The 14,741-nt window shown below is 71.2% G+C and carries 10 protein-coding genes; 9 read left to right on the top strand and 1 reads right to left on the bottom strand.

The genetic code is table 11. From position 1 onward, the window contains the following. Positions 1-134: 134 nt before the first annotated feature. The 6 genes from HUX53_RS36085 to HUX53_RS36060 all read left to right on the top strand — a co-directional run bounded on the left by HUX53_RS36085 (position 135) and on the right by HUX53_RS36060 (position 8,224). Positions 135-1,418, top strand: coding sequence for a hypothetical protein (locus HUX53_RS36085; protein ID WP_309237597.1), 1,284 nt, complete (start codon positions 135-137; stop codon positions 1,416-1,418). Between the two features lie 337 nt (positions 1,419-1,755). Beyond that, the gene (locus HUX53_RS42050) at positions 1,756-2,523 is read left to right on the top strand and encodes a DeoR/GlpR family DNA-binding transcription regulator (protein ID WP_176407764.1); all 768 of its coding nucleotides are present in this window, start codon (positions 1,756-1,758) and stop codon (positions 2,521-2,523) included. A gap of 79 nt (positions 2,524-2,602) precedes the next feature. Then, positions 2,603-4,129: an amino acid permease gene (locus tag HUX53_RS36075; RefSeq protein WP_176407763.1), complete on the top strand. Its 1,527-nt coding sequence runs from the start codon at positions 2,603-2,605 to the stop codon at positions 4,127-4,129. Further along, entirely contained in the window at positions 4,126-5,559 is a 1,434-nt protein-coding gene (locus tag HUX53_RS36070) for an FGGY family carbohydrate kinase (RefSeq protein ID WP_176407762.1), read from the top strand. Before HUX53_RS36075 ends, HUX53_RS36070 begins: the two co-directional genes overlap by 4 nt. Beyond that, positions 5,556-6,971 carry an NAD(P)/FAD-dependent oxidoreductase gene (locus HUX53_RS36065; RefSeq protein ID WP_176407761.1) on the top strand — a complete coding sequence of 472 codons (1,416 nt, stop codon included), beginning with the start codon at positions 5,556-5,558 and terminating at the stop codon, positions 6,969-6,971. The genes HUX53_RS36070 and HUX53_RS36065 overlap by 4 nt, the downstream gene beginning before the upstream one ends. Beyond that, positions 6,968-8,224, top strand: coding sequence for an NAD(P)/FAD-dependent oxidoreductase (locus HUX53_RS36060; protein ID WP_176407760.1), 1,257 nt, complete (start codon positions 6,968-6,970; stop codon positions 8,222-8,224). Before HUX53_RS36065 ends, HUX53_RS36060 begins: the two co-directional genes overlap by 4 nt. A gap of 29 nt (positions 8,225-8,253) precedes the next feature. Here the strand turns inward: HUX53_RS36060 and msrA are convergent, their stop codons facing one another. Further along, a complete protein-coding gene (gene msrA, locus HUX53_RS36055; RefSeq protein ID WP_176407759.1) occupies positions 8,254-8,763 on the bottom strand; it encodes a peptide-methionine (S)-S-oxide reductase MsrA in 510 nt (169 codons plus the stop codon). Positions 8,764-9,095: 332 nt separating this feature from the next. On the opposite strand from msrA, the gene HUX53_RS36050 reads away from it, so the two are divergent. From HUX53_RS36050 to HUX53_RS36040, 3 genes are all read left to right on the top strand, one after another. Next, complete coding sequence (locus tag HUX53_RS36050) at positions 9,096-11,138, top strand: TerB N-terminal domain-containing protein (protein ID WP_176407758.1); 2,043 nt, start codon at positions 9,096-9,098, stop codon at positions 11,136-11,138. Further along, positions 11,135-12,493, top strand: coding sequence for an ATP-binding protein (locus HUX53_RS36045; RefSeq protein ID WP_176407757.1), 1,359 nt, complete (start codon positions 11,135-11,137; stop codon positions 12,491-12,493). Before HUX53_RS36050 ends, HUX53_RS36045 begins: the two co-directional genes overlap by 4 nt. Then, a partial coding sequence (locus HUX53_RS36040; RefSeq protein WP_217920310.1) for a DEAD/DEAH box helicase occupies positions 12,465-14,741 on the top strand: 2,277 nt, incomplete at its 3' end. The genes HUX53_RS36045 and HUX53_RS36040, both read left to right, overlap by 29 nt.

Raw genomic sequence — 14,741 nt, 5'->3', positions numbered from 1 at the left:
CCCGCGACGCCCTCCTGGGCCGGCCCTGGATGCCACCCGACCCGGCCACCGCCTGAACACCCATCCGCGTTGCGCTCACGCAACGCCATCTCGCCATGCCTCAAAGCGCCTGCGCTGAATGCTTACCCCCCAACATGCGTCACCTGGCGAACATCCCCAAGCAGGGACCGCTCGCCGGCCCTGACGCGTACGGCTCGGACTGGGCCTTCAAGGGCCGGTACGCCTTCGGCGGCAACTACGAGGGCTTCACGGTCTACGACATCAGCCGGCCCTGGCGGCCGGAGGTCGTCACGGTGGTGCACTGCCCCGGATCCCAGAACGACGTCTCGATCGCCGGGAACCTGCTGTTCCTGTCGACGGACAGTTCGCGGAGCGACGACTCCTGCCAGTCCGTGCCCGAGCCCGCGACCGAGAAGACCGCGTGGGAGGGCATCAAGATCTTCGACATCAGCGACGTGCGCGACCCGCGCTACGTCAAGGCCGTCGAGACCAAGTGCGGATCCCACACCAACACCCTCGTCCCGGGCAAGCGCGGCACGGTCTACATCTACGTGTCCTCGTACCGCCCGAGCGAGACCTACCCCGACTGCAGGCCGCCGCACGACCTCATCTCGATCGTGAAGGTGCCGCTCCGGCATCCGCAGGCCGCGCACGTGGCCGCCGAGCCGGTGCTGTTCCCGGACGGCGGCAACCCCGGCGACCCGGACGGCACGCCGTGGCCCGACGGGACCAGCGCCACCTCGGGCTGCCACGACCTCACCGCCTACCCGGACAAGGACCTGATGGCCGGGGCCTGCATGGGCGACGGCGTGCTGTTCGACATCTCCGACCCGCTCAAGCCGCGCACCATCACCAGCGTGCGCGACGACGGCAACTTCGCGTTCTGGCATTCGGCGACGTTCAACAACCGCGCCACCAAGATCGTCTTCACCGACGAGCTCGGCGGCGGCGGGGCCGCCACCTGCAACGCGGACATCGGGCCGGAGAAGGGCGCGAACGCCATCTACGACATCGTCGGCAAGGGCGAGCACCGCGAGCTGCGGTTCCGCAGCTACTACAAGATCCCGCGGCACAACACCGACGCGGAGAACTGCGTGGCGCACAACGGCTCGCTGATCCCGGTGAAGGGCAAGGACATCATGGTGCAGGCCTGGTACCAGGGCGGCATCTCGGTCATGGACTTCACCGACTCCCGTAGGCCCAAGGAGATCGCCTGGTTCGACCGCGGCCCGTGGTCGGACGAGCTGGCGATCGCCGGCAGCTGGTCCGCGTACTACTACAACGGCTACATCTACTCCAACGAGATCCAGCGGGGCCTGGACGTCATCGACCTCCGGGACCGCCGCACCGACAGGGCCAAGCGCGTCAGGCTCGACGTGCTCAACGCCCAGTCCCAGCCGAACTACTACGACGACTGACCCGGCCGGACGCGTCCTCGGCCTCCCCGAGCGGTGAGCTCGGCGAGGCCGAGGCCGAGGCCGAGGCCCCGGCGCCCGTCCCCGAACGCTCCGCTGGTCATCGCGGCTCATCCCCACGGGCGCGGGAAGGCGTCGCCGTCCAGCCGAGCTCCCTCGGCGAGGCCCAGGGAATCGGTCACGGGGTGCAGCATCTGGTCATGCCACGGCCGCACCGCTCCATGTCCGGGTCCGGGTTTCGTCGTTGCAGGCCTGTGACCTGCGATCATCTTGACTAAAAACCCACGGGTATGCACACTTCTCCATATGTTCGGTCAATCTTCCACAAAGTCGGTCAGCGGTGCTTGCGCCTGAGCGGCATCGGCGGATTCGGGACGCGCTGCGCAGCCGGTCCGTGGTCCGGACCGAGGAGTTCGCCGGGATGCTCGGGGTGTCGGCCGAGACCGTCCGGCGGGATCTGGTGGCGCTGGAGCGGCGCGGGGCGCTGGTGCGGGTGCACGGCGGGGCGACCAATGTCGGCGCGGGGTCGGGTGAGGAGGCGCCGTTCGCCGAGCGGGCCGGCAGCGGCCGGGAGGCCAAGGCGGCCATCGGACGGACGGCCGCCGGGCTGGTGCGGCCGGGGCAGACCTTGATCATCGATGTGGGCACCACCGCGCTGGAGGTGGCCCGGGCGCTGCCGCAGGACCACCACGGCGTGGTGGCGACGTGCTCGCTGCTGGCGGCGGCGGAGCTGGCCGGACGGCCCAGGGTCGAGGTGCTGGTGGCGGGCGGGCGGCTGCGGGCCGGCGACCTGGCCTGCTCGGGAGCGGGGACCGCGGGGTTCTTCGCCGACCTGAACGCCGACGTGGCGTTCCTCGGGTCCGGCGGAGTGGACGTCGCGGCGGGGCTGACCGACTACCACCTGGACGAGGTCGCGACCCGCCGGGTGATGATCGCGAACACGGTGCGCTCGTACGTGCTCGCCGACTCGCGGAAGCTCGGCCGTGTCGCCGCGCACCGGGTGTGCGGGCTGGACGACTTCGATGGACTGATCACCGACGAGATGCCGTCCCCGGCACTGCGCGAGGCCCTGGAGGACTCCGGCGGCCTCATCGTGGCGACCGGGTGAGTTCATGGTGGCCGGACGACGTGGCAGCGTCGCCCGGCCCGATCGCCAATCCCCTCATGAATGTGCAAGGAGACGATCAATGGCCGATTCTTCCACGCCGCCGGCCGGCGGCGACGGGCTCTCGGAGTTCGGTTACGCGCAGGAGGTCAAGCGGGAGCTGGGCTGGTACGCCTCGTTCGCGGTGGCGTTCGGGTTCGTGTCGATCGCGACCGGGATCTTCACCGCGTACGGGTCGGTGCTGCAGAGTTCCGGCCCGCTGGGCATCTGGACGTGGCCGATCGTGGTGGTCGGCCAGCTGAGCGTGGCGCTGATCTTCGGCGCGCTGGCCGCCCGGATCCCGGTGAGCGGCTACGCCTACCAGTGGACGTCCCGGCTGGCCAATCCGGTGCTGGGCTGGATCATGGGCTGGATCTCGTTCATGTTCCTCGGCGTCGTGGTCGTCGCCGTCGACTACACGATCGCCGCGACGATCCTGCCGGTGCTGTTCCAGTACGAGGGGACGAGCCAGAACGCGTGGGTCATCACCGCCGTGGTGGTGCTGCTGCAGGCGATCCTGGTCGCGCTGTCGACCCGTGCGACGCAGCGGGTCAACACCGTCGCGGTCACCATCCAGCTGATCGGCATGGTGTCGCTGACCGTGCTGCTGTTCGCGGTCGGCGCGTTCACCGGCGACCTGGACTTCGGCACCCTGTTCAGCAAGGGCGACGTCCCGAGCGACGGCTACTTCTCGCTGGGCGGGGCGACGTCGGTGGGGCCGTGGGCGCTCGGCTTCCTGCTCGGCGCGTTCACCATCGTCGGCTTCGAGTCGGCGGCGAACCTGGCGGAGGAGACCAAGGACCCGGCGCGCGTGGTGCCGAAGGCGATGGCGCAGGCCGTGATCGGCCTCGGCGTGCTCGGCATGCTGTTCCTGGTCGCGGTGACCGCGCTGGCGGAGAACCCGTCCGCGCTGGCGCAGTCCGACACCCCGGTCGCGGACGTCATCACCCGGGTGCTCGGCTCCTACGTCGGCAAGGGCCTGCTGGTCCTCGTGGTGATCTCGATCTTCTCCTGCGGGCTGGTGATCTCGCTGAGCGGGGCGCGGCTGGTCTGGGCGATGTCGCGGGACAAGCGCTTCCCCGGCTGGCAGCTGCTGCGCCGCATCAACCCCGCGACCGGCACCCCGATGAACGCGGCGGTGTTCATGTTCGTGGTCGCGCAGATCCTGCTGGCACTGTTCGCCCGCTCCACCCAGGCGCTGTTCTCGCTGTTCTCGGCGGCGACGCTGCTGCCGGCGATCATCTACGCGGCGACGGTGGCGCTGTACCTGGCCAAGCGGCGGAGCCTGCCGCCGTCCAGGGGCTTCGACCTCGGCCGCTGGGAGATCCCGGTGCTGGTGGTGGCCGTCGCCTGGCTGGTGTACGAGCTGCTGATCTTCCGTGACTCGTCCTTCGCCGAGCCTTGGCGCTACGTCGCGGTGATGTCGGCGATCGGTGCGGTCTACTTGGCGTACCTGCTGATCCGGCACGGCACCAAGGGGCTCACCATGCCCGACATGCACGACATCGACAAGGTCCTGGACGAGGACGCCCCCGCGCAGCCGACGAAGGCGCCCGGAGGCCGTCCGTGACCACCGTGCTGGCCATCGACCAGGGCACCTCGGGGACCAAGGCCATGGTCGTGGACGGCTCCGACCGCGTCCTGGGCGTGGTGGAACTGCCGGTTCGGCCCCGCTACCTGTCCGGTGGCGGGGTCGAGCAGGACCCCGGAGAGCTGCTCGACTCGGTGCTGGAGTCCGGGCGGCGCGCCGTCGCCGAGGCGGGCGTCCAGGTCGACTGCGTGACGCTGGCCAACCAGGGCGAGACCGTCCTGGCCTGGGACCCCGCCACCGGTGAACCGCTCACACCCGCGATCGTGTGGCAGGACCGCAGGTCCGCGAACATCTGCGCCGAGCGCGCGGAGTTCGCGGACCTGGTGGCCCGGCGCACCGGCCTGGTGCTCGACCCGTACTTCTCGGCGCCGAAGATGCGCTGGATCCGGGATCAGCTCACCCGGGACGGCGTCGTCACCACGTCCGACACCTGGCTGCTGCACCGGCTCACCGGCGAGTTCGTCACGGACGCGTCGACGGCGTCCCGCTCGCTGATCACCGATCTGGACACGGCCGCCTGGAGCCCCGAGCTGCTGGACGTGTTCGGCCTCGGGGACGAGCCGCTGCCGCACATCGCGGCCTGCGACGAGATCGTCGGCGAGACGACCGCGTTCGGCGGCCGGGCCGCGGTGGGCGGCCTGGTCGTGGACCAGCAGGCCGCGCTGCTAGCCCAGCGGTGCCTGGAACCGGGCGAGGCCAAGTGCACTTTCGGCACCGGCGCGTTCCTGCTGGCCAACATGGGCACGGCACCCGTCCGGTCCGGTTCGGGGCTGGCCGCGTCGGTGGCGTGGCGGGTCCGCGGCGAGACGTCCTACTGCCTGGACGGCCAGGTCCCGACCGCCGCCTCGGCGGTCCGCTGGCTGGCGGACCTCGGCCTGGTGGGCGGCGCGCCCGAGCTCGACCGGGTCGCCGCGCCGGACGCCGACGGCGTGCTGTGCGTGCCGGCGCTGGCCGGGCTGTCGGCGCCGTGGTGGGCGCCGGAGGCGACCGCCTCGTTCACCGGCATGACGCTGTCCACGACAGCCGGGCACCTGGTCAAGGCGGTGCTGGACGGCATCGCCGCGCAGGTCGCCGAGCTGGCGGACTGCACGGCCCGCGACACCGGTGCCGCCCTGCCGCGGCTGCGCGTCGACGGCGGCCTCACCCGCAGCCGCGTCCTGATGCAGGCGGTCGCCGACCTGCTGCAGACGCCGGTCGAGGTGTACCCGTCCGAGCACGCCACCGCGCTCGGGGCCGTGGCGTTCGCCCGCGCCGCCGCCGACAAGGCGCTGCCGCTGCCCGACGCGATCGTCGGCTGGACGCCGGACACCTCGTACACGCCCCGGATGGGCGCCGATGAGGCCGCCGAGTTCCGGGCACGGTGGAGGGACGCCGTCGAGAGCACCGCGATCGGAAAGGAGAGCAAGTGAGCACACCGCAGACCGCGCCCGTCGCGGACGTCGCGGTGATCGGTGCGGGCGTCGTCGGCTCGGCGATCGCCCGCGCCCTGTCCGGGCACCGGCTCGACGTCGTCCTGCTGGACGCCCGCTGCGACGTCGGCGACGGCACCAGCAAGGCGAACACGGCGATCCTGCACACTGGGTTCGACGCCTCCCCCGGCACCCTGGAGGCGCGGCTCGTCGCCGAGGGGTACCGGCTCCTCAAGGACTACGCCGACCGCACCGGCATCCCCTACGAGCCGACCGGCGCACTGCTGGTGGCCTGGGACGACGAGCAGCTCGCCGCGCTCCCCGGCCTGAAGGCCAAAGCGGAGAAGAACGGCTACGCCGAGAGCGAGATCGTCGGCCCGGACGAGGTGTACCGGCAGGTTCCGTCGCTCGGACCGGGTGCCCTCGGCGGGCTGACGGTGCCGGGCGAGTCCATCATCTGCACCTGGACGACCACGCTCGCGCTGGCCACCGACGCGGTCCGGCGCGGGACGCGGCTGCTGCGTTCGCACCGCGTCGAGTCCGTGACCAAAGGCGAGGACGTGACCGTCCTGCACACCAGTGGCGGCGACGTCCGCGCCCGGTGGGTCGTCAACGCCGCCGGGCTCGGCAGCGACGTGATCGACGCCCAGTTCGGGCACGACCGGTTCCACCTGCACCCGCGGCGCGGTGAGCTGCTCGTCTACGACAAGCAGGCCCGGCCGCTGGTGGACCGGATCGTGCTGCCGGTGCCGTCCAAGCTGGGCAAGGGCGTGCTGATCAGCCCGACGATCTACGGCAACGTCATGCTCGGCCCGACCGCCGAGGACATGACCGACCGCGCCGACACCTCGACCACCGAGGATGGCTACGCGTTCCTGCTGGAGCGCGGGGAGCGCATCATGCCGCGCCTGCTGAAAGAGGAGGTCACCGCGACCTACGCGGGGCTGCGCGCGGCCAGCGACGTCTCCGATTACACGATCGACGTGGACGCCGGGCAGCGCTATGCCGTCGCCGGGGGGATCCGCTCCACCGGGCTCACGTCCAGCATGGCGGTCGCCGAGCACCTGCTGGATCTGCTGCGCAAAGCGGGACTGGAACTGCACGAGCGCACCGACCTGCCGGAGCCGCCGCGCATGCCCAACATCGGCGAGGCGTTCCCCCGTCCGTACGCGGACGCCGAGCGCATCGCCGCCGACCCGGAGTACGGCACGGTCGTGTGCTTCTGCGAGCGGGTCACGCGGGGCGAGATCCGCGACGCGTTCGCGAGCACGATCCCGCCGTGCGACATGGACGGGCTGCGCCGGCGCACCCGCGCGATGAACGGGCGCTGCCAGGGCTTCTACTGCGGCGCGAACGTCACCGGGATGCTGGCGGACGCACTGCGGACCGCTGACGAGAAAGGCGAACGATGAGCACGACGCGCACCCGGCTGACGCCCGCGGTGGCCATCGTCGGCGGCGGCCCGGCCGGGCTGCGGGCCGCCCGGGAACTCGCGGGGGCGGTTCCCGGACGGACCCTCGTCCTCGAACGGGAGCAGCACGCGGGAGGCATCCCGCGGCACTGCGCCCACACGGGTTTCGGCGTCCGCGACCTGCACCGGGTCCTGACCGGGCCGGACTACGCCCGCCGGATGGTGGACGGCGCCGAGCGGGCGGGCGCCGAGATCCGCACCGGCGCCATGGTGACCGGCTGGTCCCCTGACGGGGCGCTGGAGGTCACCGCACCCGACGGTCTCTACGAGGTCCGCGCCAAGGCGGTGGTGCTGGCGACCGGCGCGCGGGAGCGGCCCCGCACGGCGCGGCTGGTGCCCGGCGACCGTCCGGACGGCGTCTACACCACCGGGCACCTGCAGAACCTCGTCCACCTGCAGCATCGCAAACCGGGACGCCGCGCGGTCATCGTCGGCAGCGAGCTGGTGAGCTGGTCGGCGGTGCTGACGCTGCGCGAGGCCGGCTGCCGCCCCGTCCTCATGACCACGGAACGTCCGCGCGGCGAGGCGTACGCGGCGCTGCCCGTCGCGGGCAGGCTCGGGCTCCGGGTGCCGCTGCGCACCCGCACCCGCGTCACCCGGATCATCGGCAAGCACCGCGTCCAGGCCGTGCAGATCGAGGACGCCGGCACCGGCCGGCGGCACGTCGTGCCCTGCGACACGGTCGTGTTCACCGGGGACTGGATTCCCGACAACGAACTCGTCCGTTCCGCCGGCCTCGACCTCGACCCCGGCACGCTCGGCCCGGCCGTCGACGGCGGCCTGCGCACGAGCCGCCCGGACGTCTTCGCGGCGGGCAACGTGCTGCACCCCGTGGACACCGCGGACATCGCGGCCATCGACGGCGCGCACGTCGCCCGGAGCGTCCTTGACCATCTGGCCGGGAAGAAGAGCTCCGGCGACGCGGTGAGGATCGTCGCGGAAGAGCCGCTGCGCTGGATCTCCCCGTCGGCGCACCGGCCCGGCGCCCGCGGCCCCGCCCGCGGGCGGCTGCTGGCCTGGGTGGACGAGTACGTGCCGTTCCCTCGCGTCACCGTCACCCAGAACGGCCGCACCATCGCCGAACGCCGCCTGCCATGGCCCGCGGCGCCGGGCAGGGTGTTCCGCATCCCCAGCAGAATGCTGGACGAGGTCCGCCCGGACGCCGGCGACGTGCACATCACCCTCCGCCGGTAACGACCGCCGTCCCGGCTGCCGGACGTGCGTCAGCCGGTGGTTGCGCGCTTGGGGAGCTTCCAGCCGGGGCGGGGGAAGTGGCAGGTGTATCCGTTCGGGTACTTCTGCAGGTAGTCCTGGTGCTCGGGCTCGGCTTCCCAGAAGTCGCCGGCGGCGGTCACCTCGGTGACGACCTTGCCCGGCCACAGGCCGGAGGCGTCGACGTCGGCGATGGTGTCCTCGGCGACCTTCCGCTGCTCCTCCGAGGTGTAGAAGATCGCGGAACGGTAGCTGGTGCCGATGTCGTTGCCCTGCCGGTTCACGGTCGTCGGGTCGTGGATCTGGAAGAAGAACTCCAGCACGGCCCGGAAGTCGGTCTTCTCCGGGTCGTAGAGGACCTCGATGCTCTCGGCGTGGGTCCCGTGGTTGCGGTAGGTGGCGTTGGGGACATCGCCACCGCTGTAGCCGACCCGTGTGGAGACCACCCCGGGCTGGCGGCGGAACAGCTCCTCCATCCCCCAGAAGCATCCGCCCGCGAGCAGCGCTCTCTCGGTTGCCATGCTCTCTCCCTCTCGTTCCTCGGAACCGTCATCATGATCGTGCTGATCAGGCCCTAACCCGTCCAACCCGTGAAGCCCCATCCGGATTCCCAGCAGCCCACCCTCCCGCGACGCCCACACCACCGGCCCGGTTCACCGCAACGTCCCCAGCCGGGCCGGGTGTGGCCATGGTCGGCCGATTTCGGCCTGGTCCAGCGCCCCGGCGGTCGTCTGCGCCAGTATCGGGGCGGACTCGGGTGCGGAAGACGAGGCGTTCGGGGCGATGAGGGGGCGTGGGAGTGTCGTGGCCGGCTGGGGAGAGCGGTGTGCAGTCACCTTCGGCTGCCCGTTGGATGGGGCCGGGGGAACCTTGCCGTGTCGCCGAACGCGTCCTGCCGGGCGGCATGCTCTATGTCGGCACCGGGCTCACCGCCGCGTCCGGGCGGGGGGTTGAGCCCGCGCTGATCGATCCGCGTCAGCCGGTCGATTGGGGCTCTCCCGACTGGACGGGCAAAGACCTGGGGTACTGGCCGTCTTATACGGAGATCTCGCCGCAGGGCCGTGCCGCCTACCTGCGGTGGCTGGGAGCCGGCCGTCGTCACCGGGACGTGTCCGTGGGGTATGCGTTCCTGTTCCTCTACGGTCTGGAACGCCGGGTCCTCGTAGACCTCCAGCGGGACGGCGAAGCACGTGCGGCGGAACTTCCGGTCATCCGGGCCGAGGTCGAGCGGCTGCTGGGGCTCTTCGGTTCGGACGGCTCCTTCCACAGCTATGCGACCGAGTTCTGTGCTCTGTTGGAAGCCGGTGCCGCCGCAGACATCGAGGTGTCCGCCGGTCCTCCGCCGGAGGTCGACCGGACTCGTCCCTCGCCGAGGTTGCGCATCGGGCTGGGAGAGATCGCCCGTGCCGGGCGGCCGATCCCGACGGAGTGGGCTCTCCATTGGGTGTTGTCCCATCCGGGGTATTCGCCGAGGACGGCGGCTGAACGGTGCCCCGAGGAATTCGCGGCGCTCTTCGCGTTGCGCCACGAGGACCGCCATCTCGGCGGGCTTCAACTCAGGCCGACGGGGCCCCAGCTGGCCTTCTCCTATCGTCCGGCCAGCGGCGGTTTTCGTGGCACCGCCGAGATGGCCGTGCCCGGCCTCCCGGACGTGTTCGATCAGGCTCTGCCGTTGCGGCGGCTGGCGTCGCTGGCGGACGAGTGCGCGGAGAGCCTGGACTCGTTCAGCCGCCTGATGGGCCGGGACCCACGGCAGCGCGGGAGCCTGGCGGCGGCCGCACTGCTGCCGGACGAGCTCGTGGATCTCGGTGCGGGGGACGTCGGCGCGTTCGTGGAGTGGGCGCGGTCCCGGCTGGGCGGGTTCGCCATGTCGGCCGTCCCCGCCGCGGATCTCCTCGCCTGGTCCGGAGTGGAGCAGCCGGGGAAGAAGGACGTCGTCGCCCTGGCACGGGTCCTCGGCCGTGCCGGCATCGGGGTGGAGCCCGACCCGCGGTTCGGCGGGCCGGTGCCCAAGGGCGGGTCGGTGGTGTTCTTCCATGTCGAGGACGTCTCAGAGGGCGCGCCGTCGCGGGCCTACCGCGCCGCGGCGCTGCTGCTGCACCTGGGGGCGGCGGTCAGCCTGGCGGACGGCGTTGTCGCCGTGGAGGAGAAGCAGCTTCTGCTCGGCCATCTGGAGGAGGCACTCCAGCTGACGTCCGACGAGCGGGTGCGGCTTCGCGCTCACCTGCGCTGGCTGCTGTCGACCGAGGTGAAGCTCACCGGGTTGTCCCGGCGGATCGAGGACGTCGACCGGTCGCAGCGCGAACACCTCGCCGGGTTCCTCTCCGCCGTGGCGGCCGCCGACGGCCATGTCGATCCGGCCGAGGTCAAGACGCTCCGCCGCATCGCGAAGCTGCTGGGGCTCGCTCCGGAGACGGTCGACGGGCACCTTCGCGCGGCGACCGAAACCGCGGAGCCGGCGTCCGCTCCGGTGATCGTGCGTCCCGGCAGGCCGGAGCCGGGTCACGTCCTGCCGCGGCCACCGGATGCCCCCGCACCGGCGATCCGGCTCGACGAGTCGCTGCTGGCCGCGCGGATCGCCGAGGCCGCCGAGGTCTCCGCCCTGCTCGGTTCGGTGTTCGGGGACGAGCCGCCGGCCGCCCCGCCGCCGCCACCGCCCGAGGTGCGGCCCGTGGCCGGCCTGGACGGCCCGCACTCCCGGCTGATCAGGGCCCTGCCGGAGCGGCCGCTCATGGCGAGGGCCGTGTGGGAGGACCTGGCGGCCGCGCATCGGGTCATGCCGGACGGTGCCATCGACCGCCTCAATGAGGCCGCCTACGAGGCGACCGGCGAGCCCGTGCTCGAAGGAGAGGACCCGTTGGAGATCAACCGCGATGCGCTGGAGGCGATGCTGTGACCACGACGACCCGGGTCCGCCCGCGTGAGCGCGATGCCCTGCTGCAGAGCCTGCGGGCGGGTGTCGTTCCCAGGGTGGGGCAGCAGCATGTCCAGGTCGGCCGCGTCGCCGAGGTGCGCGCGCTGCTGGCGGACGTCGAGCGGATCGCGGACGGCGGTTCCGCACTGCGGTTCGTCATCGGCGAGTACGGGGCCGGCAAGACCTTCTTCCTTCATCTGGTCCGATCGATCGCGATGGAGAAGCGCCTGGTCACGGCGCACGCCGACCTCAATCCCGACCGCCGCCTGCACGCGACCGGCGGCCAGGCGCGCGGGCTGTACGCCGAGCTGATGCGCAACCTCGCCACCCGCTCCAAGCCCGACGGCGGCGCGCTGCCCAGCGTCGTCGAGCGTTTCGTCTCCACGGCCCTGGCGGAGGCGGAGCAGACGGGCAGGGCTCCGGACCAGGTCATCCGGGCGCGCATGGCCGACCTGTCGGAACTCACCGGCGGCTACGACTTCGCCGAGGTCGTCGGCGCCTACTGGCGCGGCCACGACAGCGGCGACGAGCACCTGAAGTCGTCCGCCGTCCGCTGGCTGCGCGGCGAGTACGCGACGCGGACGGACGCCCGGGCCGCGCTCGGCGTCCGCACCATCATCGACGACGGGACGATGTACGACCATCTCAAGCTGATGAGCCGCTTCGTCCGGCTGGCGGGGTTCGACGGCCTGCTGGTGTGCGCCGACGAGATGGTGAACCTGTACAAGCTGGCCTCGACGAGGGCGCGCAACGCGAACTACGAGCAGATTCTGCGGATCCTCAACGACACTCTGCAGGGCAGCACCGAGCATCTCGGATTCCTGTTCGGCGGCACGCCTGAGTTCCTCCGGGACAGCAGGCGGGGCCTGTTCAGCTACCCGGCGCTCCAGTCCCGGCTCGCCGACAACACCTTTGCCGCAGCCGGCCTCGTCGACCTCACCGGCCCCATTCTGGAACTCCAGGCTCTCACTCAAGAGGACTTCTTCGTCCTGCTGACCAAACTGCGCCACGTCCACGCCTCGGGCGATGAAAGCGCCCATCTCCTGCCCGACGAAGCTCTCATGGCCTTCATGCAGCACTGCTCGGAGAAGGTGGGAGACGTCTATTTCAGGACGCCGCGCACCACCATCAAGGCGTTCTGCGACCTGCTGGCCGTCCTCGAACAGAACCCCGGCGCGGATTGGCGGAACCTGCTCGGATCGGTGACTCTCGCACCCGACCAGAACCCCGACCTGGCGCCGCTGGAAGACGAGGACCCCGACGAGCAGCAGGCCGGCGACTCCACGGACAACACTTCCGTTGTCAACGATGATGACTTCACCACCTTCCGGCTCTGAGAGCGGGTCGCGCGCCTTCGACCTGCTCCATCCCACGGTCCAGCGATGGATCTGGCAGAAGCAGTGGACGGCACTGCACGATGCCCAGGAGGCCTCGATCCCGGCGATCCTCGCCGGTGAGGACGACATCCTCATCTCGGCCGCGACGGCGTCCGGGAAGACTGAGGCCGCCTTCCTGCCGATCTGCTCCGCACTCGCGGAATCGTCCGAGGGTGCCGGCTTCGGCGCCGTTTACATCGGTCCCCTCAAAGCCCTGATCAACGATCAGTTCGGACGGCTGGAGGAACTCTGCGACCGCTTGGAGATCCCGGTCCACAAATGGCACGGCGACGTGGACGCCGCGCGCAAGGCACGACTCGTCCGGCAGGCTTCGGGCATCGTCCTGATCACGCCGGAGTCGCTGGAGGCGCTGCTGGCCAATCGCGGCACCCGTGTCCCTTCGATGTTCCAGGGCGTCCGGTACATCGTGATCGACGAGCTCCATTCCTTCATCGGCATTGAACGGGGCGCGCAACTCAGATCGCTGCTGCACCGGCTCGAACTCGCCGTGCGCCGCCGCATTCCGCGCATCGGGCTGTCGGCGACGCTCGGCGACATGGGGGCGGCTGCCGAGTTCCTCCGTCCGGGCGGCGGTGCGGACGTGCGTCTGATCGAGTCGAGTTCCGACGGCCAGGAACTCCGCCTCCACATCAAGGGCTTCCTGGACGACGCGCCTCGCCGCAGGGAGCCCGTGGCTCCGGCGGACGAGCAGTCGGAGAACATCGCCGGGGACGGCAAGCGCGCCATCGCAGATCACCTGTTCGCGGTGCTGCGCGGCTCCAACAACCTCGTCTTCGCCAACTCCAAGCAGAACGTCGAACTCTTCACGGACCTGCTGGTGCGGCGTGGAAAGCAGGCCGGCGTACCCAATGAGTTCGTCCCGCACCACGGCAACCTGTCCAAGGAGATCCGGGAGGACACCGAGGCCCGGTTGAAGGACGGTTCCCTGCCGGTCACCGCAGTCTGCACGTCCACCTTGGAGATGGGCATCGACATCGGATCGATCGCCTCGGTCGCCCAGATCGGCCCGCCTCCGGGAGTCGCGGCACTACGCCAGCGCCTGGGCCGGACGGGACGCAGGGGCGGACCGGCGATGTTGCGGATGTACGCGGCCGAACCCGAGCTCGTGCCCGGCTCGGACCCGCAGGAGGAACTGCGCACCCGGCTGGTCCAGATGATCGCCGTCGTCAACCTGCTGCTCGACCGCTGGTGCGAACCGCCGGAGGCCGGCGGACTCCACCTGTCCACCCTCGTGCAGCAGATCCTCTCGTTGATCTCCCAGCACGGCGGGGTGCTCCCGCAGGACGCCTACCGCGCCCTGTGCTCGCACGGTCCGTTCCAGCACATCGGGCCGCGCCTCTTCAAGATGCTCCTCCACGACCTCGGCGAAGCCGACCTGCTCCGTCAGGAGAAGGACGGCCTGCTCCTGCACGGCGGTGAAGGCGAGCGCATCGCCAATCACCACACCTTCTACGCCGCGTTCCACTCCCCCGAGGAGTACCGCCTGGTGACCACCGGGCGCACGCTCGGCTCTCTCCCCGTCCCCTATCCGCTCACCCCCGGCAGCATGATGATCTTCGCGGGGCGCCGCTGGCGGATCGCCGGCATCGACGCGCAGGCCAAGGTCATCGAACTGACTCCGGCGGGAGGCGGGAACGCACCCGAGTTCTGGGGAGGCGCCGCGGACGTCCACGACCGGATCAGGACCGAGATGCGGCTGGTCTACGAGAGCGGCAAGATGCCGGTCTACCTCGACTCCGGTGCCCAGAGGCTGCTCACCGAGGGCCGCAACGCCTACCGCCGCCTCAACCTGTCCCGGACCCCCGTCGTCGGCTGGGGAAAGGACACTCTGCTGATCCCGCTGCGCGGCGACACCATCATGAACACCCTCGCCCTGGCCCTTCACCGGCACGACATATCGGTAGGCCGGCAAGGCGCCGTCCTCGTCCTGGCCGGCACCGCGCCTCGCCAGGCGATCGAGGCCCTCACCGCGCTGGCGGCCGAGTCGCCTCCGGACCCCGAGTCGCTCGCCGCGCTCGTCCCGGACCAGATCATCGAGAAGTACGACGACGTCCTCGGCGAGGAACTCCGCACGATCGCCTATGCCGCCCGCAAACTCGACGTCGGCGCCACCTGGGCGGCCCTCCCGGACATCGCGGCCGCCGCCGAGGCCGGGGAGACCGCTCACCACACGCCCCCCGCTCCCGCC

This window comes from Actinomadura sp. BRA 177 (assembly GCF_013372625.1).
Classification (GTDB): Bacteria; Actinomycetota; Actinomycetes; order Streptosporangiales; family Streptosporangiaceae; genus Spirillospora.
Note: the sequence above shows the minus strand (reverse complement) of the source record. Positions and strands in the feature narration are given on the sequence as shown.

Bases quoted from the DNA above. Each gene is read 5' to 3' on its own strand.
- HUX53_RS36085 (WP_309237597.1), top strand. From the start codon at position 135: ATGCGTCACCTGGCGAACATCCCCAAGCAGGGACCGCTCGCCGGCCCT.
- HUX53_RS36075 (WP_176407763.1), top strand. From the start codon at position 2,603: ATGGCCGATTCTTCCACGCCGCCGGCCGGCGGCGACGGGCTCTCGGAG.
- HUX53_RS36060 (WP_176407760.1), top strand. From the start codon at position 6,968: ATGAGCACGACGCGCACCCGGCTGACGCCCGCGGTGGCCATCGTCGGC.
- msrA (WP_176407759.1), bottom strand. From the start codon at position 8,763: ATGGCAACCGAGAGAGCGCTGCTCGCGGGCGGATGCTTCTGGGGGATG.
- HUX53_RS36050 (WP_176407758.1), top strand. From the start codon at position 9,096: ATGGGGCCGGGGGAACCTTGCCGTGTCGCCGAACGCGTCCTGCCGGGC.